The sequence below is a fragment of the Frankia sp. CeTa3Moorea genome (assembly GCF_978021225.1).
Genome location: NZ_CDXDOR010000048.1, coordinates 1 through 24,180, shown reverse-complemented (window position 1 = coordinate 24,180; position 24,180 = coordinate 1). Strand labels below are relative to the sequence as shown.

Sequence of the window (24,180 nt, the reverse complement as noted above, 5' to 3'; positions counted from 1 at the left end):
ACTACCGCCGCTTTCAGCATGTCAACGACCCGAATTGATCAGTTTCCTGGATGAGGCACCATCACCGGTATCGCCATGGCGGACGGCGCGTGCGCCGCGGATGCCGAGCCAGCCAACGACGGAACCGATTACGAGGGAGACGACGGTCAGGACCAAGTGCACCGTGAAGAAGCCGGTCGGGCCGTCGTCCCAGGAACGATCATCCTTCCACACGTTCCGAAGGAAATTCGGCCAGATCGCCCACGTCCACACACCCACCGCGATCAGGAACCAGGACACACGCTTCGACAGAGTCACCCACCCAGCTTGCACCCAGAACCACGCGCAGCTCAGGTGAGCAACGTCCTAAGTTCCTCCGCCTCGATGCCCGCCTGACGCAGAACAGAGGCGAGCGTGCCCGTCGCCAGCTCCCGGTGAAGCGGGACGATCACGACCCGGGCGTTCTCCTTGTGCCTCAGCTTGCAGTGCGAGCCACGCGTGGCGACCTCCTCGAAGCCGGCACGCCCCAGAGCCTTCACCACCTTCGCCCCGGAGACCCGAGGCAGCGCGGGCGTCACGCCGACAGGCGGATGTCCAGCGGAGCGACGATGGGACCGTCCGCAGCGGTCACGGGGAACGGCTGGTCCTCGAAGTACAGCTCCAGCGCCTCGCGAAGATTTGCCAGCGACTCCTCGACGCTGGCTCCCTGGCTGGTCACCTCGACCTCCAGAGCCCGTGCCACGTACCAGTCGCCCTCATGCGTGACGACAGCCGTCAGCCGCGCCGCTCGCTCCATGGAGATCAGCCTAGCCGTCCCTACCACTCCTGGCGAAGCGCTCACCGTCACCCCCTCGACATAATCGACCAGACCTCTGTCGACCATACGAGCGGAAACGATCTCTAACGGCCTGGGTACACACGAGAGACACAAGACCGCTCCCGGCCCCGGGGAGTACCTAGGTCATAAGTGAATGTTCTACAAATTTGGCCAGATCGTCCACATCCACACACCCACCGCGATCAGGAACCAGGACACACGCTTCGACTCCAGTCAGCCCACCAGCCTCGCACCGGCCGCGAGCCGCGGTCTTCGTGTGGGGGCGCGAGTTCGGCCACGTAGATCGCCCTAAGGTGGGCGGACAGACAAAACCCCGGGGCATGCCGCCTGAGCGGTAGAGGCCATCCGGGGTGTCCACCTCGAAGTCTAGAAGACCGGTAACCCGATGTCGAACGCCGTGACCCCGTCGCACGCCCTCGCGGTCCAGCTCCGGCGCAGGCTGAGCGCCGAACCCCTCGATCCGTACGAACGGGCCTGCAACCACGACCTCGAGCGGGCAGTGGCCCTGTACGAGTGGAACAGCAGCATCAGCGCCGCGTTCCACAAGGTCCTCGGGCTCTTCGAGATCGTCCTGCGCAACGCCCTGCACGACCAGCTCACTCTCTGGCATCAGCGCCAGCGAAGGCCCGGCCAGTGGTACGACGACCCGGCCGGCATCCTCGAAGCCCCTCGACGGCAGGACATCGCCGACGCCTACGTCAGGTTGCGGCCTGTGGACTCCCGCACTCCGCCGCGCGTTCCCGAACCTTCGCCCGGCACAACGGACCCGGATCTACAACCCCGTCGACAGCCTCGTTCGGCTCCGCAACCGCGTCGCGCACCACGAACCAATCCACAACCGACCACTCGCGACCCTCCACCATGATCTGCTGCGTGCCGCCGGGCACCTCGACGGCGGTGTCGAAGAATGGATCCGCGGCCGAAGCCGAGTGCCCACCCTCCTGTTGTCACGACCGCCGCAACCGCCACAGCACCTAGGCCATAAGTGAATATTTTACAAATTCGGCCAGCTACCCTACGCCCAGACACCGGCCGCGATCAGGAACCACGATCGGACGACCATGGCCTTCGATGTCCCGCGGCTCACGCCCGCAGGTGCTGGAGCGACCCGGCGAAGGTCCGCATCACCTCGCTGAACGTCGTCTCAGGGCGGTAGGCGGGCGGCTGGACCGATTCCCCGGCCCCGCTGTGGGCCGCTCCGAACCGCATGGTCCACAGCATCGTCTCGGCCACCGGGAGGGTGGCCACGACCGCGTCGTTCTCGTCCTCCAGCTGGCCCGTCAGCCAGGAGACGCGGTCCGACTGCAGCGCGCAGACATAGATCACCTCACCGGCTGCGTTACCCGGGGCCGCACGCAGCCGCGCCGCCTGGTCCCCGGCGGCCAAGGCCTCGCCCAGCCGGTCGGCGACCAGCTGACGTTCCCACAGCTGCGCATCCTGGGCGATCCGGACGACGACGCCACCGCACAGCCTCCGCTCGACGTGGATCTGCGCGTCGGTGTCGGTGTCCTCCCCGAAGTACCACGCGAGGACGTCGGGCAACGCGGCCCGCAGCTCCGCGGCGGACGGCTGGGCCATCGCCAGCCCTGGGCACTGCGGGGACCAGGCCGACCACGAAGGCCCGTCATGCCGCACGATCAACGAGACGGGCCTACCCACGATAGATCATCTCGCGCGACTCCTCCGCCGTCCCGCCGCTTTGATCAGTATCCGCGCTTCCCCCGCTGCCCGGGAGCACTTTGCGGTAAAGGTCGGACCGATTACGCGCAACACCGGCCTGTCCCGCACAACACCGACCTCTCCCGGACGACGGTCTGGTCACGGGCGGCACCGACACGGAGGATGCGCAAGGGATACGCAAGGCGGGCAAGGTCGGCGAGCAAGGTGGGCGGGCCGGCCAGGTCGGCGGGCAAGACGGGCAAGACGGCGGGATGACGGGAGGGAGCGATGGAGGGTGCCGACGACATCCGGGGGCGCCGGATCAAACCAGACGAGGGAATGCTGTTGCGAAGGCTGCGCCTTGCCGCGCTCGCCGATGCTCCTTCGGCGTTCTGGCAGATCCTGGCCGAGGCGAGCGCGCGGCCCGCCGAGGAGTGGAACGCCCGCGCCCGCGCCACCCGCGCCACCCGCGCCACCCGCGCCACCCGCGCCACGGTGACGGTCCCCGCTTCGGGTGACGTCATCGCGACCGATATCACGGGTGCCCCAGTGGGTTAGGGAACAACTCCGGCGGTTATCCTTGACAAGCCCCCGAAAAATCCTCTACGGAGGACCAGCGCGAGGAGGTGGCCGCTGTGAGTCCTGGCGGGTGCTCCAGTAAAGGCCGCTTCCTGCTCGTGGACGTCAGCCAGCGCTGAATCCCGGGCCGATGAGCGCGCACCGTCGCGTCCGGCCCGCGTCCACGGAACCCGGGTGGACGACGCCCGGGGCACTGTTCGGAAGTCCGGCCTGTTCGGACGCACGGCCCTCCTGTCCGGTGCAGCCGTGCCGTCGGCGACGGCGTCTCCGGCTCGGGAGTCGATGGTCACCGCGATCTCCCGGCCCGATCGGTTCGTGCCGGTAGCGCGGATCCACCCTGTCCCGGCCGGGCTTCCCTGATCCGTCCGGGTCGGCAGTCGCATGGGCCGCGAGCAGTGCACAAGCAGGTGCGGTCGATCGAAGTCGTGTCGACCAGAGGTCGCCGTGGCGGTGCCGCCCGCGGCCTGCTCGAGGAATGCGCACTCACAGCTGTCCGGCGGTGACTGGGGCGCGCGGAGGGGGATCTTCCATGAGCATCTCAACATCACGGGCCGCGGGACGTCGTGGTGCCTGCACCGAGCGTCTCGACCTGCCCGCTTCCGGCCGGGTCACACTGATCCCCCGGGGCATGGACCGGGAATCGGTCAGTCGCTTCGCGGAGGCCATCGCCCGTTTCCTGGGAACCGGGCGCTACCTCGCCATTCAGACCTGTATCGTGATCGTCTGGATAGCCTTGAACATCGCGCTACCGCTGCTGCGGTGGGATCCCTACCCTTTCATCCTGCTGAACCTGGCCTTCTCGACCCAGGCCGCCTACGCGGCGCCGTTGATCCTGCTCGCCCAGAACCGACAGGACGACCGTGACCGTGCCTCGCTGGCCGAGGATCGGGCGGTCGCTGTACGTATGCGGGAAGACACCGAGTTTCTCGCGCGTGAGATCGCCGCGCTCCGGCTTGCCCAGAGCGATGCGGCGACCCGGCAGTACGTGCGCGGCGAGCTGGCCGGCCAACTCGAATCTCTTCGCGGCGACATCGAGAGCCTGGTTCGGGACGCGGTTCGCGTTCCGCACCAGACGGCGTCGGATGAACGGGAGCCAACCGCGGCACGATCGCCGTCACGGCACGGCGGGCCGGCGTCCACGGCCGGTGGTGGCCTCCGGGAAACGAGCGACCCCGAGACCGAGGACCCACCCGCCACGGGCAAGCCGAATGCCGGGAATCCGGAACGCCCCCGGCGGCCCAAGCACCACAAGCGCAGGAACACCACGGGTGTGAGCACGACCGGCATCCTCCCTCGCTCCACGGACGCCGGGTATGCCACCCGCACCGGGAACCGCGAAAACGGCGGTCCCGACAGGAAGACGACGCCGACCATCGCCACCGGTCCCACCCCGGAGACCACGCTCGACGACCCCACCCGGGAGGCCAGCGCGACGACGCACCTCAAGAACAGAGGAGTCACAACACACGGGCACCATAGCCTCTCTGTCCATACGGGCTCCTCCCGGCATTCAATGGGAAAGCCGCAACCAGTGGATTCCTCCACAGGAAACGCCCACTCGCGACACGGGTCGTGACCACCCTTCTGCGGAACGGGGCAACCCAGTAGCGTTCGACAGGTGCGTGTCCCCTGTCCGCCCCGGCATGACCCGCGTCGCCTCCGCGGAAGCCTCGGGCGGGCGCTGGTGGCCGTGGCGGTCCTCGGAGCGATTCTCGCCCCGTTCCTGAAGATCGTTCCGGCGGCCGCGGCCGTCCCACTCGCCGCACCGGCACCCACCGCCGCTTCCGACTCCGCTCCCCCGGCCGGTCTCACGGCCGGTCTCACGGCCGCCGAGTGGCTTGTCGCGGACGCGGGAAGCGGCGCCATCCTCGCCGCCTACCGCCCCCACGCCCAGGATCTCCCGGCCAGCACGATGAAAATCCTTACCGCGCTGACCGTGCTGCCCGGCCTGCCGCCGGACCGGGTCGTGACGGTCGACGAGAACGCCCCTCGGGTGGACGGCACGAAGGTCGGTCTCGTGCCGGGGGTCGGATACACCGTCCGTGACCTGGCGACTGCCATGCTGATCTCCAGCGGAAACGACGCGACCATGGCCCTGGTCCAGGCGAGCGGGGGAACCCCCGCCGTGCTGCAGCGGATGAACGCTCTGGCCAGGTCGCTCGGCGCGACGGACACCGTCGCCGGTGACCCGACCGGACTCGACAGTCCGGGCCAGGTCACCAGTGTGCACGACCTAGCCGTGCTCGGTCGGGCGGCGTTGGACAACCCGACGGTGCGGAGCTACCTGACGATCCCGCGCGCCTCGCTCGCCGGCCGGGGGGGTACCCGCTTCGAGATCCAGAACCACAACGCCCTGCTGCATTCCTACGAGGGGGCTATCGGGGTGAAGAACGGCTACACCATCGCGGCCGGCGCGACGTTCGTCGGCGCGGCCACCCGCGACGGCCACACCCTCATCGTCGCCCTGCTGCGGACGGCTCCCGCCTACGGCAAGGACGCACGCGCGCTGCTCGACTGGGGTTTCGCGCACGCCGACACGGTCACCCCGGTCGGGTATCTCGCGAACCCCAGGGCGACGGCGCCGGCGTCGAGCGGGCCCGCGGGAGACCGGCCCTCCGTCAGCCCGGCGGGTCCAGGGGTCGTGCCAACCGCCGGCGCGGCAACAGCCTCCTCGCGGCACGGCGTCGCCCGCGCGGGCGATCCTGGCAGCGGCATCGGCCCGATAACCTGGATCGCGATCGGCTGCACCGTCGTGGCATGCCTGCTCACCGCGCTCACCCGTCGAGCCGCCCGAGTGCGTCGGCGCCAGCACCGGCGGCGGCACGCGGCGGCGGGCCTCCGGGACGTCGAGCGCCCGTCGGGTCGGCCGCCCGCACCGCGCGACGGACACGTGTCCGTGAGGCTGAGGCCGGCGGCCGGACCTGATCAGTCCGACCCGCTGGATGTCCCCGAGGGTATGCGCCGGCGCAGGAGTGCCCGTACCCGGGCGGGGATGGGCACCGTGCCACGCGGGCTGCCCTCCGACGCCACCCGCAGCGGTCCGGCCAAGGATGGCTTCGCCGATGACGAGTCGGATGAAGCCGGCTCGAGCGGCGTCGAGCCGGTCTGGGAGCCGGACACCGGGCGGCGGGAGGCCTCCGGGTTCGGCGAGCCGCTCGACCGGTAGGACGCCGGCCCCGCGGATCCCGGCCCCGCGGATCCCGCGCCCGCGCCTGCCGCCGCCGCGTGGTCGGCCGCCGCGTGGTCGGCCGCCGCGGCGACGGAATGCCGGGCTGCCGAACCGGAGGGGAAGACGTCGGAGTTGTAGGGCGCCGTCACGGTCCAAGCCGCGACGAACAGCGTCCATCGCATGACGATGTTGATCCAGATGAGCAACCCGACGATCACCGCGAACGTACCGTACACCGGATTGCTCATGGTCTGCCCGACCAGCCAGGTGCCGACGATCTTGAGGATCTCGACTCCGACGGCGCCGAGCACCGCACCCCGGACCATCCGCACCCGGTCGGTCTGCTGCGGCAGCCGCCAGAACAGATAGAGGAAAACCGCGGTGTCGATCGCGAGGGCGACGAGCAGGGCCAGCAGGCCGGTCACCCAGGCCGCGGCGGTGCTGCCGGACAAGCCGATCCAGCTCAGGAATGACCCGGTGGCCGAAGTCGAGAGGCTGGTCACGACGAGTGAGGCCAACAGAGTCAGCCCCAGTCCCGCGAGCACCGTGACATCCCGCAGCCGCCGGGTGATGATGTTGCCAACGTCGATGTCCTGGTGCCATACGAGACGGATGGCACCCCGCAGCGCGTCGATCCACGCGAGTCCGGCGAGCAGGAGGCCGGCAAGACCGATAATGCCCACGCCGACCTTGGCGTTGCCAATCGAGGCAACGTCGAGCTTGTCCGCCAAACCCGGAAGATAGTCGTTGATCTGCCGGGTCAGGCTCTCCTGCACATCGGGGTACGCGTCCACGACGAAGCCGGTGACCGCGAAGGCCAGCGCGACCAGCGGGAAGAACGACAGGAACGCAAAGTAGGTCGCCGACGCCGCGAGACGATCACCGCCGTCGGCTGTGTAGCGGGAATATGCCCGGATGAGGTGATCGAGAAAAGGACGTTTCCGGCGTACTGCCACAGCGGTGCCGGAAACCGTCCCGACACTGGCCCGTACCGCCTGACGAGGTCCCGCCACATTCGTTACTGTCCCCCCGGCGACGCGCGCTTACTCCCGAGATCCGAGTGTGGCGCGTCGCCCCCCGCCGCCCACCGGTTCCGGCCCACGCGCAGGGCGACCGAACGGGAAGAAGCGTAGTTGCCGCCAGCGCAGGTCGGCGCCTCTTTCATACAGCCCGAACCCGTTGACTTCGAACTGCGCCTGATATTCGGCGAGCGCATCGAAGGCGCGGTCCAACGCGTCCTCGGCGAGGTGGTGCGCGACGGTGACGTGCGGATGGTAGGCGAAGCTGAGCGGCCGGTCGAGAGGACCGGACCGCACCACCGCCGCCAGTTTCTCGCACCGGAGGATACCCATGGCAAGGGCGACGAACACGACCGGGGACAGCGGCCGGAACGTGCCGGATCCCCGCAGGCGGATGGTGAACGGGGAGTTCGCCCGCGCCGCCCGCGCGAGGTGGCGCTCGATCACGGGCAGGTCCACGAGCCCGACGGAGGTCGGACCCAGCAGGGTGACGTGCGGGACGATGAGGGCTGCGTTCGGATCGCCGAGTCGCTCCCGCCAGTCCTGAAGCTCTGTGCGGTACGGCTCGGGGATGCCGATCGCCACGCCGATGTCCACCCGACCCGCGGAACCGACCGGATCGACCGGATCGACCGGAACAACCGATTCACCGGGATCAACAGCCGGGACAACCTGGACGGTATGACCGTTCACCCCCTCAGTCATACGGGACCGGCTCCCCGACGAAAGCAGCGACGATCGCTACTCTGCGTATCCATACCTGCCTGCGCCGGGTGAGGAACCGGCCGTCGGGATCGGTCTCGCCGAGGAAACATGCCGACATCATGGCCCATGAGCCACGGCCGTCCCGCGCGGACCATGGGAAGGAGAGCCGGGTTCCAGATCATGACCAAAAGCTGACAATGCCCTCGGAAGAAACCGGCATCCGACCGGAAACGGTCACTGACGGCCGCGCCGCCCCGCCCTTTCTCGCACGTCACGCCGAGCGGTTTGCGGACCACGAGGGGGCCTGCGCCAGGATCGCGTCCGCCAGCGGTGGCCAGGCTCGCTGGGCCCACTCGCCAAAATCACGATCACAAAGAGTCACACATGCGAGGCGGACGACGGGATCCACCCACAGGAAGGTCCCGCTCTGCCCGAAGTGGCCGAAGGTCGACGGCGCGTTGGAGCTGCCCGTCCAGTGCGGGTGCTTGTTGCCGCGGATCTCGAAGCCGAGTCCCCAGTCGTTGGGGGTCTGCTGGCCGAAACCCGGCAGCACGCCGGCAAGTCCGGGAAAGGCGACCGAGATGGCCGTGGCGAACGTCGCGGAGGTGATCAGCGTCGGGGCGAGGAGCTCGGCAGCGAAGCGTCGCATGTCGGCAAGCGTCGCCGTCACGCCGGAGGCCGGGGATCCCGTCAGCCGGGCACCGTGCATCCCGAGGGGCTCGAAGACCGCCTGGGCGAGGTAGTCGGCGAAGGCGATGGTGGTCGCCTTCTCCAGCGCCTCCCCCAGCCGCTCGAACCCGGTGTTGGAGTAGATGCGACGGGTACCCGGGGGGGCCAATGTGCGGGTCCCCGAGAACGCGAGCCCGGAGGTGTGGGCGAGTAGATGAGCCACGGTGGACCTGGGGGGTCCGGCGGGATCGTCAAGCCCGATCGCGCCCTCCTCCACGGCGATCAGGACCGCATAGGCGCTGAGCAGCTTCGACACCGAGGCCAGCCGGAAGGGGTGATCGAGTGGTCCGGTCCGCGCCACCTCCCGGACCCGCGGGGTCACCGCTGCGTCCGGCCACCCGGACCCCGCACCCGGTCCGACCGCCTCGTCCGCCCGACCCATCACCGCGACCGCGACGGTCTCGACCGGCCACGCCGCCACCTGTCCAAGAGCGTCCACGTTCCGCACTGTACGAGGTTTTCCCGCCGGTCCCGACGACCCGGGCACCCGGTCCACCCCGCGGGCCGGGCGAGGCGGGGCATGCGTCCACCGGGGGGCAGCCGGCTGCGAGACTGGCTGGCGTGCAGACCCTCACATCCTCGTCCGGCCCGCCCGCCCCGCATGACGAGCACCCCGGAGAGAACGCCACCACGGAGGCCCGAGGATCCGGCGTGACCCCGAGGGACGGCGTGGATCCGAGGGACGGCTCAGGTCCGCGGGAGCGGGCGGGGAGACGTGACATCACGGGAACCGCAGGACCACGATACGTAACGGCAGGACCAGTCAAGGACGCTGACACGATCACCGTCGCCACCCCGATCGTGCGCGTGGACGAGGCGGTCGATCTACTTTCCCGCACGATCGACGTCCTTGTCGTCGGGGGCGGCCCGGCCGGCAGCGCGGCGGCTCTGGGCGCCCTGCGGGAACGCCCGGACGCACACGTCGTCATCGTCGACGCCGCTGAGTTCCCCCGGGACAAGACCTGCGGTGACGGCATCGCCCCGCACGGCCTGGACGTCCTGCGTGATCTCGGCGTGACCGATGCGGTCGCCGGGTACCGGCCGGTGGACCGCATGCGCCTGCGCACCCCAGGGGGCGCCGAGGTGGCCACTCCCTCGGCCCGAGCCAACTACGTGGTACCCAGGGAGGTCTTCGATGCCCGTCTCGTGGCCGCGGCCCAGGCACGTGGGGCTCAGCTGATCCAGCGGCGCGTGCGGTCCCTGGAACTTACCGACCGGCCGCGCCTGGACGGTCGGGGACGGGAGCCGGTCGTCGTGGTCAACGGCACGCTCACGGCGCGGGTCGTCATCGGCGCGGACGGCGCGAACTCCGCGGTACGCCGCGGGCTCGGGCTGCCGGGTAACCCCCCCGAGGCGATGGCGATCGCCGTGCGGGCCTACACCGACGTCGCCTTCGACGACGGCCCCCCCGAACAGTTCATCCACATGACCGACGAGGGTTGGCCGGCCTACGCCTGGTCGTTCCCGATCGGCGACGGCCGTGCGAACATCGGCTACGGGATGCTGCGGTCCCGGCTGGCCGGCGGGACGGACGGAACGAGCGCCAAGACCGTCCTGCGCCGCACGCTCGCCCGCATGCTGCCCGAGACACCGGCGCATCCGGCCACGCTGCGGGCCCATCATCTGCCGCTGTCGACCCATCGCCCCCGGCAGCCGAACGGTCCCGTGCTGCTCGCCGGGGACGCGGCCTCCCTGATCAACCCCCTGACCGGGGAGGGCATTTACTACGCGGTGCTGTCGGGGTCGCTGGCCGGGCATGCCGCCGTCCGCGCGGCGCACCCGGCCAGCGCGGGCCGGGTCTACCGACGCGCTCTCGACGCGGAGCTGGGACGGCATCTGCGGCACACGGCCCTGCTCGCCGGTCTCGCCGGGCGGCGCCGCACGCTGATGGACGCGGCGGTGCGGGCCGCCCGCACTCGTACCGAGCTGTACGACACGCTCGTCGAGATCGGACTGGGCCGCGGCACGATCCCGGCGAGTTCCCTGACCCGTCTGGCGATGCGGCGCACCATGACCGGCCTGCGCTAACCCGTCACGGGCCGATATAGGGAACAGCGAATGTGAGGATTATCACAGATACTCCAAACAGAAGGAGAATACCCACATCGAAGGCCCGTCCCCGTACCGCCAGCAGGCCGATCCGCCGTGCCGGCAGCACCAGACGGGCCAGAGCGGCCATCACCAGGACCACGCCGACGACCACCATTCCTCGGCGCCATCTGTCCTGGAAGACCAGCACCAGCCCGACGGTGACCCCGGCGAGCACCAACGCGAAGGTGGCCTCCCGCCGTAGCCAGCCGCCGATCCCGCCCCCGTCGCCACGCCCGGCAGTCCCGGGCCCGGCGGGTGCGCCGGGCGTGACGAATGGTGGCGGGGAGGCAGCTGGGACCGGTGTTCTCCGGGATCCGGAGATGGTCCCTGCCACTGGTGGCCCAGGCTCCGCACCGACCGCCGACTTCCGGTGCTCCTCGGGGCCGACCAGCGGGGAGGACACCGGACGCCACGGGTCGTGCGATGGGATGCCGTCGCCCTCGACCCGCTCCGGTGGGGACGATCCGGGCTGACCCGGGGCGGCCGGCGGGGCCGGTGCCGGCGGAACGGGACGGTCGAACCGACGCAACCCGCGATACTCGGCGGGAAGGCGCTCGTCACGATCCTCGATCGGACGGAAGACGTCGACGCGGGTGGTGCCCGGCCACGACGGACGCCGCCGGTCCGCTTCCGCCCCAGCGCGGCGCAGCGGCAGCTCTGCCCGCTCCGCCCGGGGATCGGGCGCCTCATGTCCGCCGGAATATCCGTCGGATCGGTACAGCCCCCCCGGCCCGGGGCGGCCTGGATCACCCCCGGGTCGAGCCGGGCCGGAGCCGCGCACCGCGTCGGTCACCCTCGCCTCCGGCAGCGGTTGGGATCTCCTGCTGGACAGTGGCCCCGTACGGGACATGGTGGCGTCCCCACCATCATCGGCGACGGCTTCCACCCGAGTGCAGGATGCATCGAACACCAATCCAACCAGGACATCGGTCCTTACCAACACACGGTAGGCCGCCTGCGGCATCCGGCGCCCACGGACGCACGAGAGCACGGCGGAGCCACGCCGGGGCGGCGCACGCCGGGGCGGCGCACGGCGGGGCGGCGCACGGCGGGGCGCGGACCGGGTGTCGACATCCCACTCGCCGGCCCCAGCGTCTCCCGGCCGCAAGCCGAGATCGTTCGACGCGGCCCGTATCTCTGCGTCTCGAGTCTCTACGTCTCGAGACGCAGGGCTGTCCCGAAACGGCGCCCGGGTGAACGGCCGGCCCGTCGGGCGGCGGATCCTCCACGACGGCGATCTGCCCGATGCCACGACCTGCCGGAGCGGGGGATAGCCGCCCTATATCACATGCCAGCGGTCAAAGATGCGATTACCCCATCCGAACACATCACGCGCACAATATGCAACACCCCCACCTATAGGCATCATGCAGGCTTAGGGCAGACTTCCGGCCGCAGTGCCCAAGTGGGATGGAGCGTGACGTGACAGACGAATCACCACACAGCAAGAAGCTGCAGGAACTGATGTTCCGGGCCTGGGAGACCTTCGGGGACGCCCGACACCTGGACAGCGACGACCGAGTGTTCGTCCAGGCGCTGGCGAGGCAGACAGCGGATCGGATCTCGGTGCTCTACGGCGCGAGCTGGCGCGACGCCCTGGACTGGGTCGCCCAGCGCTATGTGCCGAACGGCGACCAGCCCGGCGGTGCGCTCGCGGCGGCGGCCAGCCCGACGGCGACGACGTCCAACGGCAGCGCCAGCGGGCGTCGGGGCTCGGCAGCCGCGGAGGCGAACGCCGCCTCGTGAAGTGAGGGCACCGAACGGCGCACGGCGCCGTTGGGCGGCGCCACGGACGAACCACCAGAGCCACCAGAGCCGGTCGGAACATCGACCGAGGCCAGCCGGCCGGCGGGTCGGGACAGAACGTCCGGGGACAGACGACCGGGCACCGATCAGCAGTCGTCCGGTCCGCCATGGCCGTCCGGTCCGCCATGGCCATCCGGAGCGGACGAGCGGACGGGAGCCCGGCCCGGCGCGGCCGCGGCCGGACTGTCGCTGTCCCAGGCCGATCATCGGCCTGACAGTGATCATCTACCGGAGGTCAAGCAGCGTCCCGGACGCCTGCCCAGTGCCCGACCGGACACCCGCACCGACGCGCCGGGGGCGCCCGGCGTCGTGGCGAGCGACGGCACCGGGATCGCCGGCGACACCGGCGACACCGTGGAGTCGACTCCTTCGATCGAACTGGAGTATCGGCGTACGGACGGGCATCCGCGATGGGGCCACCGATTCCGGTGAAGACATGCGCTGGTGAAGAGATGCGTGCCGGTGCCGCCGACGACTCCTCGGCAAAGGCTTCGGCCGGTGGCTGGCGGAACATACGCCGGTGCCACCGGCCTGGTGGCCCGCTGTCAGTGCGCGAAGTGGCGGACACCGCTGAAGTAGAGCGTGATGCCGGCCTCTCGGGCGGCCGTGATGACGAGCTCGTCGCGCACCGACCCGCCCGGTTCGACCACGGCCCGCACCCCCGCCTCGGCGAGCACCTCGAAGCCGTCAGGGAACGGGAAATAGGCGTCGCTCGCGGCGACGGCCCCCTTCGCCCGGTCCCCTGCCCGGGTCACCGCGAGCCGGGCCGCGTCCACCCGGTTCACCTGGCCCATCCCGACGCCGACGGTGGCACCGCCGGACGCGAGGAGGATGGCATTCGACTTCACCGAGCGCACCGCCCGCCAGGCGAACCGCAACTCGGCCAGTAGGGCCTCGTCCGCAGGTGATCCCGCCTCCAGCGTCCATCCGGACGGCTCGTCGCCCGGCGCCTCGACGGCGTCCCGCGACTGCAGGAGCAGGCCTCCGCTGATCTGACGCAGTTCGATCCCGCGCTGGTGCGGCGGCGGCGGGCACTCCAGCAGCCGGATCGACGGCTTACGGGAGAGGATCTCCACCGCGGCGGGTTCGTATGCCGGTGCGACGACGACCTCGGTGAAGATCTCCGCGATCTGTTCGGCAAGCTCGACCGAGACCGGACGGTTGGTCGCGATCACCCCGCCGAAGGCGGAGACCGGGTCGCAGGCATGCGCCTTGCGGTGGGCCTCGGCGATGGTGGCGCCGACCGCGATGCCGCAGGGGTTGGCGTGCTTGATCACGGCCACGGCGGGCTCGGTGAAGTCGAACACTGCTCGGCGGGCGGCGTCGGTGTCGGTGTAGTTGTTGTAGGACATCTGCTTGCCGTGCAGCTGACGGGCCGAGGCGAGGCCGGGCCGACCCCCGGCGTCGCTCTCCACGTAGAGCGCGGCGCGCTGATGGGGGTTCTCGCCGTAACGCAGGACCTCCGTACGATGCCACTGCGCGGACAGCACGTCGGGCCATCCGCTCTCCCGCGCCACCTCGTCCGGCGCGACGGCGCCGGCGAACCACGAAGACACGGCGATGTCGTACGCCGCGGTGTGGGCGAACGCCTTCGCGGCGAGCCGGCGGCGAGCGGGAAGATCATATCCGGATCCGCGGACTGCGGCGGCCAACTCGGTGTAGTCGCCGGGTGTGACGACGACGGCGACCGACGCATGGTTCTTCGCCGCCGCGCGGATCATGGCCGGACCGCCGATGTCGATCTGCTCGATCACCTCGTCCTCGCTCGCACCGGAGGCGACCGTCGCGGCGAACGGATACAGGTTGACGACGACCAGGTCGAACGGGGCGATGTCGAGTTCGGCCAGCGCCGCGGCGTGCTCGGCGTTACGCAGATCGGCCAACAGACCGGCGTGCACGTGGGGGTGCAGCGTCTTGACGCGACCGCCCAGCACCTCCGGAAACCCGGTCACGGTGCTCACCGGTGTGACCGCCAGCCCGTGACGGGCCAGGACGTCGGCGGTCGAACCGGTCGAGACCACCTCGACGTCGGCCACGAGGAACGCCTCCGCGAGGACGTCGAGCCCGCTCTTGTCGTAGACGCTGACAAGCGCCCGTCGCAGCGGCCGCCGCCCGGTGGGGACCACTTCGCCGGGCTCGGATCCGCGGACAGCCCCGCCCTCGCCGGCCACACCTTCGCCCGATGACGTCATGATTCCTCCTGTATCCAAACTTCTACCGATGCGGGAGACCCATGCTCGCCCCGTCGAGGTCCGGCCGGGGCCGAGTCGCCGCTCCCGGCCCGCACGATCTCGCCGATCGTCGCGACGAACAGTCCTCGCTCGACGCTCTGGATCCGTGCATGAAGTGTCTGCTCGGTATCGCCTGGCTCAACCGGCACCGCCCGCTGAGTGATGATTGGACCGGTGTCAACGCCTTCGTCAACCCAGTGCACCGTCACCCCGCTGACCTTCACCCCGGCGGCCAACGCGTCACGCACCGCGGTGGCTCCCGGGAAGGCGGGCAGCAGCGACGGGTGGGTGTTGATCGTCCGGAACCGGCCGATCACCCGGGCACTGAGAATCTTCATGTAGCCCGCCAGGACCAACAGATCGGGCGCGAACTCGGCGATCCGCCCAGCCGTCGCGGCGTTGAAGGCATCCCGGTCCGCGTGGTCCTCGAGACGAACGGTGAACACCGGGACCCCCGACGCCCGGGCCCGCCGTTCCGCGCCGGTGCCATAGCGGTCGGTGCCGACCGCCACGACCGCCGCGCCGAACCCGGGGTCCGCGGTTGCGTCGAGGATCGCCTGCAGGGTGGTTCCCGCTCCCGAGGCGAGCACGACGAGACGAGCAGACACAGACACACTCCGTAAGCAGAATCGGGCGACACGACGAGCCGCCCGCTGCGCAACCGCCATCTGCGGACGGCGGCGGAACAATGGCCGGTCCGACTGTACTGACTCGACCAGCTCCGCCGCTTCCCGCCGGAAACGCGCGCACCGGCGCCCGCCGGGCGTGGCCCGCCAGGCAGCCACCTGAGCCCGGGGCTGCCGATCATGCCGCCGGAACCCATCCGGCGAGGAGATCTGCCAGCCACGCGTCGATGGCCTGGGCGGACGGGACCTCGCAGGCCGCCGGAGACGACAGCCCGTCAGCCAACGAGCGCAGCCCCGCACACCCGTCCTCCTCATCCCCACCCGTGCCGCCCGCTGCACAGGTGCACCCGGCGGAGGCCGCGGGGCCCGCACCTCCCTCGAAGCCCTCATCGAGCTCGCCGTAGTCCCGCCCGTCCAGCAGATCACCCGGCCGGCACAGGTAGAGCTCAGCCAGCCGTGACAGGACCTGTGTGGAAGGCGCCCGGCCGCCCTTGGCCGGCCAGCTCTCCCAGTACGAGAAGGTCTTACCGGTCTTGGCCGGCCCCGAACCGGGCCACCGCTCGTTCCAGCGGCGTGCGGCCTCCTCCTGCGTCCAGCCGTGCGCGAGGCGGAACGCGACGAGCGCGCTCAGGTGATGGCGGGCCTGCAGTCTTCGGGCGATACGGCGATAGGACCAGCCCAGCTCCCGCAGGCGAAGTGCTTCAGCCCGGATACGGGCGACCGTGACCGCCACGACGACCTCCGTGAAGATGATCCAGTGCGGTCACGGTAACCGACGGCGCAGACAGTTTCGGATGCCGACGGGGTGCCGGGCAGGCGGGGAGGGAGCGGGCGGGGAAAGGTCCCCGCCGGGCGGGGAGCTGCGGGCCCACAGACCTCGAGGAGGCCGCGGCAGCGGGGCCGCGAGGCCGGTCAGGGGTGTCGTCGTGACAGCCGGGCTGACGACCATGATCCGGACGGTTGCAGCCTGCGCCACCAGGAGGGCGCCGCCGCGTCGTCGGCGACGAACGGCCGCTCGGCCCGACGGGCCGCCAGGTCGATGCCGCCGATCAACAGGAGTCCGACAAGCGCGGTCTCCCCCCCGGCGATCAGGCCGCACAGCCATCCGGACGAGGGACCATAGTGGTTACCCTGACCCGTCACGGTCCCGACCTGTCCCATCGACACTTGGACCGCCAGACCCACGAGGACACCGCAGACCACCGCCCCGAGCAGGACGGTCAGGATGCGAGCCCGGGAGCGGCGTCCCAGGCTCGCCCGATGGACCATGACAGTAAGCACGACGCCGGCCACGACGGGCACCAGCGCCAGCACGAGCCACCCGGGCCTGGGTAACGCGCTCGGCGGAAGGGCCGCCAGCACCGGGAGGTCCGGCAGGTCGGCCGGGCGGACGACATCCGCCCGGACCAGACCCGGACCCGTTCGAAATCCTGGTCCGAGGGCGTAGGACAGACCCCAGAGGACCAGGTTGGGCAACAGCGCAAGCTGGGTCGCCGTGAGCCCGAGACCCCCGAGCACGCCCACGTCGAGCGAGCGCTCGGCGGCGGCGACCTCGGGCTCGGTCGCCGCGAGCACCAGCGCGACCCCGAACGCGGCGGCCGCCAGCAGCGCCATAAACGCCGCCGCGCCGGACAGCAGGGGGACGCGCAGCATCACGGGCAGCATCCGCCATGCCGTGCGCAGCCGATGGCGGCCGGCCAGCGCGCCGAGCAGGGCGGCCGGTATCCCGAACGCGACCGTCCCCAGCGCCGCAGAACCGGGGGTCGGCCGTACCGAGTGCGTGCGCACGATGAGCGCGACGACCACGACGAAGAGAGTCTGGGCGCCCACGACGCCGATGACGTCGCCTGCCACGGCCCGCCAAGGGACCCCGACGGCGCCATCCGACCGGCAGCGGCCCCCGCGGGAGTCCCCGAGGTCCGCCACCGAAGCGGCGGAGCGCCCTCCGCCGAGCCGGGCAGGCCGCAACCGCGACACCCGGCCCAGCGGCATCCGGCCGAGCGACACCCGGTTCAGCGACACTCGGCCCAGGGGCATCCGGTTGAGAACGGCATGCGGCTGCAGCGGTACCGCGCTCGCCCGCCGATGTGCCGCGCTCAGCGCCGCGGCCAGCGGAAAGAGGGCGAGGCCCAATGGCCGGAACGCGATGATCCCGTCAGGGAGCCGCAGCGTCGTTCCGTGAGCGGCAAGCCACAGATCGGCTCCGACGCGCAGAGCCGCGGCGGGTCCGGTGGAGGAGCCGGTGTCGGCTCCCCACACAACCAGAACGACGAATTCGATGAATATCAAGCCCGCAGCCGACGCGGCGACCGCCTCCGCCAGGGGCCGTCCGCCCCGCTGCCAGATCCGATCGGCAAGGCGTCGCGGCAGTCTGGGCGGCTGCATGGAGGCGGGCACGTATCGGATCAACGACCGGGAGGAGGCTCCTGCTGGCCGTAACCACCCGGCGGAGGCGGCTGCTGGCCATAACCTGCGGGCGACTGAGCCTGACCCTGCGACGGCTGCCCGTACCCGCCCGGCTGGGCCGGCTGCCCGTACCCGCCGGCGGGCGGCGCGCCGTATCCGCCCGGCTGGGCCGGTTGCCCGTACCCGCCCGGCTGAGGCGGCTGCCCGTATCCGCCGGCGGGCGGCGCGCCGTATCCGCCGACAGGCGGCTGACCGTAGCCCGTGGGCGGCTGACCGGGCGGCCCATAGCCCGGCGGCGGCCCGTACCCCGTGGGCGGCTGGCCGTAACCGGGAGTGGGCTGCTGGCCGTAGGGCTGACCGTAGGGCGGCTGCTGACCACCATACGGAGGCCAGGCGCCCGGCTGACCGGGCCCGGTGGGACGGGCACCCGGACGGCCGGGAATGGGCGCTCCGCTCGCCAGCGCCGTGAGCACACCGAAGACGGTCTGCACGATCGTCAGCAGCAAGGCGAGGTAGAACCCGAAACTCGGCCCGGCGTCCACCCCGCTCGGCACGTCGGGGAACCGGATCCATCTGATCAACAGCAGAAGGACGGCGAACGCCGAGACGGCCGGCAGTATCCACAGGATCGAGACCGGACCAACGTCCGGGATGCGGACGTTGGCGGCGACGCGCGCCGTCACCAGACCGGCGACCACGACCACCAGGAACACCGGGAACCAGGAGTTGAACCCGAGCCCCCAGGCGTTCTTGTGAGCCTCCGCCGAGCGGCCGAAAAACCCCAGGCTCACCGAATACCACGGCAGGAAGCTCACGATGAACGTGACCGCCCCAGAGGCGACCACCCCGATGTCGTTGGTGGCGACGCTACGACCGCCGATCTGTGCCACGACGGCAACCCCACTTCGTCTGGTCGGTCGGTGCGGAGACGAGAGCCGTCGATGCACCGATGCAGAAGTCTTGCAGCCGTCGGAAGCGAAGGGAAGACGTCCGTCCCCGAAGCCCCGCGGCCGAGACCCCTACCTGTCCCGATGATGAGCCCCCGCGTCCCGCGGGGGCTCGGCATCGGGACAGGCCTACAACGACCGCATGATGTCAGCCATCAGCCGGGCGGTCTCCGACGGGGTCTTGCCAACCCGGACGCCGGCCTTCTCCAGGGCTTCTTTCTTGGCCTGCGCGGTACCGGACGAACCGGACACGATGGCGCCCGCGTGGCCCATCGTCTTGCCCTCCGGCGCGGTGAAGCCGGCCACGTAGCCGACGACCGGCTTGGTCACGTGCTCTTCGATGTGCGCCGCGGCCCGCTCCTCGGCGTCGCCGCCGATCTCACCGATCATCACGATCGCGTCGGTGTTCGGATCGGCTTGGAAGGCGTCGAGTGCGTCGATGTGCGTGGTGCCGATGACCGGGTCGCCACCGATGCCGACACAGGTGGAGAAGCCAAAGTCCCGCAGCTCGTACATCATCTGGTAGGTCAGCGTGCCGCTCTTGCTGACCAGGCCGATGCGCCCGCCGGGGGTGATGTCGGCCGGGATGATGCCGGCATTGGACAGACCGGGGCTCGCGATACCCGGGCAGTTCGGCCCGATGATCCGCGTCGTCGCCTTGTACTGGGAGTAGGCGAAGAACTCGGTCGTGTCGTGGATCGGCACGCCCTCGGTGATGACCACCGCGAGCGGGATCGCCGCGTCGATCGCCTCGATCGCCGCGTCCTTGGTGAACGCGGGCGGAACGAAGATCACCGAGGCGTTGGCACCGGTCTGCGCCATCGCATCGGCGACGGAGCCGAACACCGGCACGCCCTCGACCTGCTGGCCCACCTTGCGCGCGTTCACGCCGGCGACGACGTTCGTGCCCGCGGCGAGCATGCGGCGGGTGTGCTTGCTGCCCTCCGAGCCGGTGATGCCCTGCACCACCACCCGGCTGTTCTCGTCAAGCCAGATAGCCATCGGTTCGCAATCCCCTTCGCCCAGGTCAGGCCGCGGCCGCGGCGAGCTCGGCGGCGAGCTTCGCCGCGCCGTCCATCGTGTCGACCGGCTTGACCACCGGCAGGTTCGCCTCGGCCAGGATGCGGCGGCCCTCCTCGGCGTTGTTGCCGTCGAGGCGCACCACCAGCGGGGCGCTGACGTCGCCGACGATCTTCAGGGCCTGCACGATGCCGTTGGCCACCGCGTCGCAGGAGGTGATGCCACCGAAGATGTTGACGAAGACGCTCTTGACCGCCGGGTCACCAAGGATGATCGACAGACCGTTTGCCATGACCTCGGCGGACGCGCCGCCGCCGATGTCGAGGAAGTTCGCCGGGCGCTTGCCGCCGAACTCCTCCCCGGCGTAGGTCACCACGTCGAGGGTGGACATGACCAGGCCGGCACCGTTTCCGATGATCCCGACCTCACCCTCGAGCTTGACGTAGTTGAGGCCCTTCTCCTTGGCCTTCTGCTCCAGCGGGTCCACCGCGGCCACGTCGACGAACGCCTCGTGCTCCGGGTGGCGGAAGTCGGCGTTGTCGTCCAAGCTGACCTTGCCGTCGAGGGCGACGACCCGGCCGTCACCGGTGAGGATCAGCGGGTTGACTTCGACGAGGGTGGCGTCCGACTTGAGGAACACGGTCCAGAGCTTGGCCAGCAGCTCGCTCGCGCCGTCCAGAGCCGCCTCGGGCAGCTTCGCCGTGACCGCGATCTCGCGCGCCTTGGCCGCGTCGACTCCCCTGAGCGGGTCGATCGCGATCCGGGCCAGCGCCTCCGGCTTGGTCGCCGCCACCTCCTCGATCTCCATGCCGCCCTCCCGGGAGGCCATGGCGAGGAAGGTGCGGTTCGCCCGGTCCAGCAGGAAGGATGCGTAGTACTCCTCGGCGATGTTGCTGGCTTCCTCGACGAGCACCGAGTGGACCGTGTGGCCCTTGATGTCCATGCCGAGGATCGCTGTCGCCTTCGCGAAGGCGTCATCCGGCCCGTCGGCTACCTTGACGCCACCGGCCTTGCCCCGGCCTCCGGTCTTGACCTGCGCCTTGACGACGACCTTGCCACCGAGCTCGGTGGCGATCGCGCGGGCCTCCTCGGGGGTGGTCGCGGTCTTCCCGGTGGGCACCGGTACGCCATGTTCGGCGAACAGCTTCTTCGCCTGGTATTCGAAAAGATCCACGGTCCGTCCAGTCGGATGCGGTCGTTACGGGTTGGGATACGTAGGGCTGCACAGAACGCCTGCGAGCCTACTGACGAGGGCGTTACAGCGCGCGCCACGCGCTGTGCACCACACCGCCGTCGCTGGCGGCCCACGGGTGGGATCGAACGGGCCGATCCGGCGCATCCCTCGACCCGGTCCGGGGCCCCGGCAGGTCGATACAGGACAGATACAGGACAAATGAGTGTGGACACCCACCGCGCCGAGGGCGGCTTCCGCCCCACCGTCCTCAGAGCGCGGGTCCGCCGGGAGCCGCTGAGCGTGACCGACGGGACCTGCCCTACGCCGTCCCGTGTCCGACGTCACGAAAGTTAAGACCCTCATTATGTCGGAAATCACACGGAAGAAACACCGATCGTGGCCAGCCCCTCCGGACCAGTCAGACGAATTTCAGGATAACGACGATCAAGATCATCGTTAGTCCGATCCCGAGCCAACCCAGGCCGATACCGACGGCCGCCACCGTGGCGCCACGCTCATCCCGGCGGCGGATCCGAACCCGCGCGACCAGTCCCACCACGACAGCCGCGGCACTGCCAATCCCGAAGATCCAGAGTACCGCCAAGAGAACCGACAGCATCGCGCCGCTGTTCCAGTGCCGGCGCCGCGGCGCCGCGGCCCGCCGAGCGTCGGTCCACAGCCCGACCCGCAGCGCAGCCGGTCGACCCGTTGGCGGGAAGGCCGACGGATCGGGAGGACGCGCCGGTGGAGTCGGGTCGCTGGGGCGATAGGTCACCTCCGACCGTCCCGGATCGGACGCCACGTCCGCGGCGGCGGTCGCGCCCCGACGCTCCGCGGGTGCCTGATCCGCCCACTTCCCCGGGAAAACCGCTCCCGACGGTGGCGGGGCGACCGGTCGCGGCGATGCCGCGGGGGGTAATGGCACGGCGGGCCGAAAGGCCGACGCGGGTGGCGGGGGTCCGACCGGCCACAGACCGGGTGCCGGGCCCGGTCCCTGCACGTCCGGCGCCCAGCCACCGGACGGGTCGGCCGCCGCCGGCGCGGGCCGGGCCGGAACCCGCCCCGCGCCGGCGGCGGCATCGGCCTCGGTGACCCCACGCACCTCCCGGCCTACCAGCGCGGCCAGCAGCGAGGCGGCGTCCGGCCGCTCCCGCGGGGCCTTGGACAGCGCCCTCGCGACCAGGTTGAGCAGGTATCCGGGGAGCGCGTGGAGATCGGGAGAGTCCCGCTGCACCCGGACGGCAAGCAGGTCCGGTGTCTCGGCATGGAAGGGATGCCGCCCCGTCGCCGCGTACGTCATGCAGCTCGCCCAGGCAAAGACGTCCGCTGAGGCGTCCGACGGCTCGCCGCGCATCTGTTCCGGTGACATCCAGGCCAACGTGCCGATCACATGACCGGTGCGGGTCAGCGTGGCGCTGTCGGTCAGGTGCGCGATCCCGAAGTCGATCACCTTGGGCCCGTCCCAGGCCAGCAGGATGTTGGACGGCTTGAGATCACGATGGACGACGCCGGCGGCGTGGATGGCGACCAGCGCGTCGGCGAGGCCGACGGCGAGACCCCGGACGAGGTGGTCCTCCAGCCGACCGCGGGCCCGGACGGCCTCGGCCAGGCTGGTCCCCTCGACGTACTCGGTGACCATCCACGGCGCCGCGGCCTCGGTGTCGGCGTCGAGCACGGCGGCCACCGCCGTGCCTCGCACGCGCAGCGCCGCCCGCACCTCACGTTCGAAGCGGCTGCGGAACTCCTCGTCCTCGGCGAGATCCTCGGCAGCGACCTTCACCGCAACGGGACGCCGATCCGGGGCGAAACCGAGATACACGGTCCCCATCCCGCCGGCACCGATCCGGTTCTGCAGACGGTACGGGCCGATCTGGCGAGGATCGTCCTCCATCAGCGGTGTGAGCATCGCTTCCCTCGCTGCTCCCCTCGCTGCACCGGTGTAGCAGGTTCGATCCGGGTTCCCACCCGCCCAGGGGGCTGTGGGTGAAAGAGTATGTCCCCGGCCGCCATCGGGCCGAAGGCACGGTGCGTCGCAGGCGTGCGGGCCCGCGAGCACCCGCCGGCCACCCGCCAGCCACCCGCCAGCCACCCGCCGGCGGGGAGTGCCCGTCCGTGTTCCACGACACCATGGCCGCGACGACGGGCATCCGGTCGGCCCCGGGCGCGAAGATGCAGGCGTGGACAGCGACACCCGGCCGGGCCAGGAGACGACCGCCGACTGGCGCGCCGCCCTGCTCGCAGGCATCACCCTGCGGCCCGCCACGGCCGCGGCCGTCAACCGACTGGGCTGGCCCGACTACGACGGTCGACCGGCTCTGCGCTGGGGCGAGGGCGCGGTGGCCGGCATCCCTGCCGTGGTCGCGGTCTGGGATTTCACGGTTTACGGGGGAAGCTTTGGCGAGCGGGACGCACGTGGGTTCGCCGAGGCCGCCACCGCGGCCGCAGCCAGCCGCCGTCCCCTGGTGTCGTTCCTGCGCAGCGGTGGCACCCGCTTGCAGGAAGGGGTCGCCGGACTCGTCGGACTGCCCCGAGCCGCACTGGCACTCGCCGCGCTGGACGCGGCGGGGGTCGGTCACATCGCCGTCGCGGACCAGCCCACCACCGGTGGTGTCTGGGTGACGATCGGCTCCCGCGCGGACCTCCGGTGCGCGGTACGCGGGGCGACGGTCGGCTTCGCCGGGCCTCGGGTGGTCGCGGCGGTCACCGGCACCGCCCCGTCCCCGGGCAGTTACACCGCAGGCTCGGCGTACGCCGCCGGGCTGGTCGACGCGGCGGCAGCGCCCAGGGCGGTCCAGGCGTGGCTGCGGCGGGCCCTGACCGGCCTGGCGGGTCTACCAGATCGGGAGAGCCGGGCTGGTCCAGCTACCCGGACCAGCCCGGGCGGCCAAACCACTCCGGGCGGATCAGTCGACCTGGCAGACGGAGGCGACCTGGCAGACGGATCGGACGGCGGCCCGTCACAAGCCGACGACGGGACCACCCTCCCCGTCCCGCCCGACGATCCGGACACCCGAACCGGGTCCGACGGACCTGCGCCGGGGGCTGAACACGTCGCCGCGCGCTCCGGGTGGGCGCAGGTGCGGGCGGCCAGGGACGGCATCCGACCGGACGGCATCGAGGTGCTGCAGACGCTGCTTCCCGACGGCGTCGACCTGGTCGGGCCGGATCCCCGGGTGGTGGCCGGTGTGGGGGTCCTCCTGGG

Annotated in this window: 23 protein-coding genes and 1 pseudogene; 7 read left to right on the top strand and 17 right to left on the bottom strand. The window is 70.9% G+C overall.

Translation table 11 applies throughout. The features are described 5' to 3' along the window. Positions 1 to 21 precede the first annotated feature (21 nt). The 4 genes from AC08OV_RS11030 to AC08OV_RS11015 all read right to left on the bottom strand — a co-directional run bounded on the left by AC08OV_RS11030 (position 22) and on the right by AC08OV_RS11015 (position 1,030). The gene (locus tag AC08OV_RS11030; protein WP_476592159.1) at positions 22 to 297 is read right to left on the bottom strand and encodes an SCO4848 family membrane protein; all 276 of its coding nucleotides are present in this window, start codon (positions 295 to 297) and stop codon (positions 22 to 24) included. Positions 298 to 329: 32 nt separating this feature from the next. Then, the gene (locus AC08OV_RS11025; protein ID WP_006542954.1) at positions 330 to 557 is read right to left on the bottom strand and encodes a type II toxin-antitoxin system HicA family toxin; all 228 of its coding nucleotides are present in this window, start codon (positions 555 to 557) and stop codon (positions 330 to 332) included. Continuing rightward, the gene (locus tag AC08OV_RS11020; protein ID WP_023839758.1) at positions 554 to 775 is read right to left on the bottom strand and encodes a type II toxin-antitoxin system HicB family antitoxin; all 222 of its coding nucleotides are present in this window, start codon (positions 773 to 775) and stop codon (positions 554 to 556) included. Before AC08OV_RS11020 ends, AC08OV_RS11025 begins: the two co-directional genes overlap by 4 nt. Positions 776 to 955: 180 nt before the next feature. Then, entirely contained in the window at positions 956 to 1,030 is a 75-nt protein-coding gene (locus tag AC08OV_RS11015; protein ID WP_476614341.1) for a hypothetical protein, read from the bottom strand. 172 nt (positions 1,031 to 1,202) lie between these two features. On the opposite strand from AC08OV_RS11015, the gene AC08OV_RS11010 reads away from it, so the two are divergent. Next, positions 1,203 to 1,682 carry a hypothetical protein gene (locus tag AC08OV_RS11010; protein WP_476614336.1) on the top strand — a complete coding sequence of 160 codons (480 nt, stop codon included), beginning with the start codon at positions 1,203 to 1,205 and terminating at the stop codon, positions 1,680 to 1,682. A 218-nt stretch (positions 1,683 to 1,900) separates the two neighbouring features. Here the strand turns inward: AC08OV_RS11010 and AC08OV_RS11005 are convergent, their stop codons facing one another. Next, complete coding sequence (locus AC08OV_RS11005) at positions 1,901 to 2,476, bottom strand: hypothetical protein (protein WP_476614335.1); 576 nt, start codon at positions 2,474 to 2,476, stop codon at positions 1,901 to 1,903. A 288-nt stretch (positions 2,477 to 2,764) separates the two neighbouring features. On the opposite strand from AC08OV_RS11005, the gene AC08OV_RS11000 reads away from it, so the two are divergent. From AC08OV_RS11000 to AC08OV_RS10990, 3 genes and pseudogenes are all read left to right on the top strand, one after another. Next, the gene (locus AC08OV_RS11000; protein ID WP_476619621.1) at positions 2,765 to 3,034 is read left to right on the top strand and encodes a hypothetical protein; all 270 of its coding nucleotides are present in this window, start codon (positions 2,765 to 2,767) and stop codon (positions 3,032 to 3,034) included. Positions 3,035 to 3,584: 550 nt separating this feature from the next. Beyond that, positions 3,585 to 4,631, top strand: a complete 1,047-nt coding sequence (locus AC08OV_RS10995; protein WP_476619620.1) for a DUF1003 domain-containing protein — start codon at positions 3,585 to 3,587, stop codon at positions 4,629 to 4,631. Between the two features lie 42 nt (positions 4,632 to 4,673). Next, a pseudogene (locus AC08OV_RS10990) lies at positions 4,674 to 5,513 on the top strand (D-alanyl-D-alanine carboxypeptidase family protein); the annotation flags it as partial. A 467-nt stretch (positions 5,514 to 5,980) separates the two neighbouring features. Here AC08OV_RS10990 and AC08OV_RS10985 read toward each other — a convergent pair. From AC08OV_RS10985 to AC08OV_RS10975, 3 genes are all read right to left on the bottom strand, one after another. Next, positions 5,981 to 7,237: a YihY/virulence factor BrkB family protein gene (locus AC08OV_RS10985; protein ID WP_476614095.1), complete on the bottom strand. Its 1,257-nt coding sequence runs from the start codon at positions 7,235 to 7,237 to the stop codon at positions 5,981 to 5,983. Between the two features lie 30 nt (positions 7,238 to 7,267). After that, positions 7,268 to 7,948, bottom strand: a complete 681-nt coding sequence (locus AC08OV_RS10980) for a 2'-5' RNA ligase family protein (protein WP_476614094.1) — start codon at positions 7,946 to 7,948, stop codon at positions 7,268 to 7,270. Between the two features lie 271 nt (positions 7,949 to 8,219). Further along, positions 8,220 to 9,116 (bottom strand): serine hydrolase domain-containing protein, encoded by an 897-nt coding sequence (locus tag AC08OV_RS10975; protein WP_476614098.1) that lies wholly within the window; start codon positions 9,114 to 9,116, stop codon positions 8,220 to 8,222. Positions 9,117 to 9,475: 359 nt separating this feature from the next. Here AC08OV_RS10975 and AC08OV_RS10970 point away from each other — a divergent pair, with 359 nt between their 5' ends. Continuing rightward, on the top strand, positions 9,476 to 10,705 hold the full coding sequence (locus AC08OV_RS10970; RefSeq protein WP_476614097.1) for an NAD(P)/FAD-dependent oxidoreductase: 1,230 nt from the start codon (positions 9,476 to 9,478) through the stop codon (positions 10,703 to 10,705). A 4-nt stretch (positions 10,706 to 10,709) separates the two neighbouring features. On the opposite strand, the gene AC08OV_RS10965 is transcribed toward AC08OV_RS10970, so the two are convergent. Beyond that, positions 10,710 to 11,561, bottom strand: a complete 852-nt coding sequence (locus tag AC08OV_RS10965; RefSeq protein ID WP_476614093.1) for a DUF3017 domain-containing protein — start codon at positions 11,559 to 11,561, stop codon at positions 10,710 to 10,712. Positions 11,562 to 12,190: 629 nt separating this feature from the next. Here AC08OV_RS10965 and AC08OV_RS10960 point away from each other — a divergent pair. Then, complete coding sequence (locus AC08OV_RS10960; RefSeq protein WP_476608103.1) at positions 12,191 to 12,514, top strand: hypothetical protein; 324 nt, start codon at positions 12,191 to 12,193, stop codon at positions 12,512 to 12,514. Between the two features lie 605 nt (positions 12,515 to 13,119). On the opposite strand, the gene purH is transcribed toward AC08OV_RS10960, so the two are convergent. The 8 genes from purH to AC08OV_RS10920 all read right to left on the bottom strand — a co-directional run bounded on the left by purH (position 13,120) and on the right by AC08OV_RS10920 (position 22,884). Continuing rightward, the gene (gene purH, locus AC08OV_RS10955) at positions 13,120 to 14,766 is read right to left on the bottom strand and encodes a bifunctional phosphoribosylaminoimidazolecarboxamide formyltransferase/IMP cyclohydrolase (protein ID WP_476614092.1); all 1,647 of its coding nucleotides are present in this window, start codon (positions 14,764 to 14,766) and stop codon (positions 13,120 to 13,122) included. After that, positions 14,763 to 15,413, bottom strand: a complete 651-nt coding sequence (gene purN / locus AC08OV_RS10950) for a phosphoribosylglycinamide formyltransferase (protein WP_476614091.1) — start codon at positions 15,411 to 15,413, stop codon at positions 14,763 to 14,765. The genes purH and purN overlap by 4 nt, the downstream gene beginning before the upstream one ends. A gap of 196 nt (positions 15,414 to 15,609) precedes the next feature. Further along, positions 15,610 to 16,164 (bottom strand): helix-turn-helix domain-containing protein, encoded by a 555-nt coding sequence (locus AC08OV_RS10945; protein ID WP_476614090.1) that lies wholly within the window; start codon positions 16,162 to 16,164, stop codon positions 15,610 to 15,612. A 179-nt stretch (positions 16,165 to 16,343) separates the two neighbouring features. Further along, complete coding sequence (locus AC08OV_RS10940; RefSeq protein ID WP_476615147.1) at positions 16,344 to 17,816, bottom strand: cell division protein PerM; 1,473 nt, start codon at positions 17,814 to 17,816, stop codon at positions 16,344 to 16,346. Between the two features lie 20 nt (positions 17,817 to 17,836). Next, complete coding sequence (locus tag AC08OV_RS10935) at positions 17,837 to 18,727, bottom strand: hypothetical protein (protein WP_476615146.1); 891 nt, start codon at positions 18,725 to 18,727, stop codon at positions 17,837 to 17,839. Between the two features lie 186 nt (positions 18,728 to 18,913). Beyond that, positions 18,914 to 19,786 carry a succinate--CoA ligase subunit alpha gene (sucD, locus tag AC08OV_RS10930; protein ID WP_476615145.1) on the bottom strand — a complete coding sequence of 291 codons (873 nt, stop codon included), beginning with the start codon at positions 19,784 to 19,786 and terminating at the stop codon, positions 18,914 to 18,916. 25 nt (positions 19,787 to 19,811) lie between these two features. Continuing rightward, positions 19,812 to 20,978 (bottom strand): ADP-forming succinate--CoA ligase subunit beta, encoded by a 1,167-nt coding sequence (gene sucC, locus AC08OV_RS10925; protein ID WP_476615144.1) that lies wholly within the window; start codon positions 20,976 to 20,978, stop codon positions 19,812 to 19,814. A 418-nt stretch (positions 20,979 to 21,396) separates the two neighbouring features. After that, positions 21,397 to 22,884, bottom strand: a complete 1,488-nt coding sequence (locus AC08OV_RS10920; RefSeq protein WP_476615143.1) for a serine/threonine-protein kinase — start codon at positions 22,882 to 22,884, stop codon at positions 21,397 to 21,399. 271 nt (positions 22,885 to 23,155) lie between these two features. Between AC08OV_RS10920 and AC08OV_RS10915 the strand changes: the two genes are divergently transcribed. Next, positions 23,156 to 24,180: carboxyl transferase domain-containing protein (locus AC08OV_RS10915; protein ID WP_476619619.1), on the top strand; the 1,025-nt coding region annotated here is incomplete at its 3' end.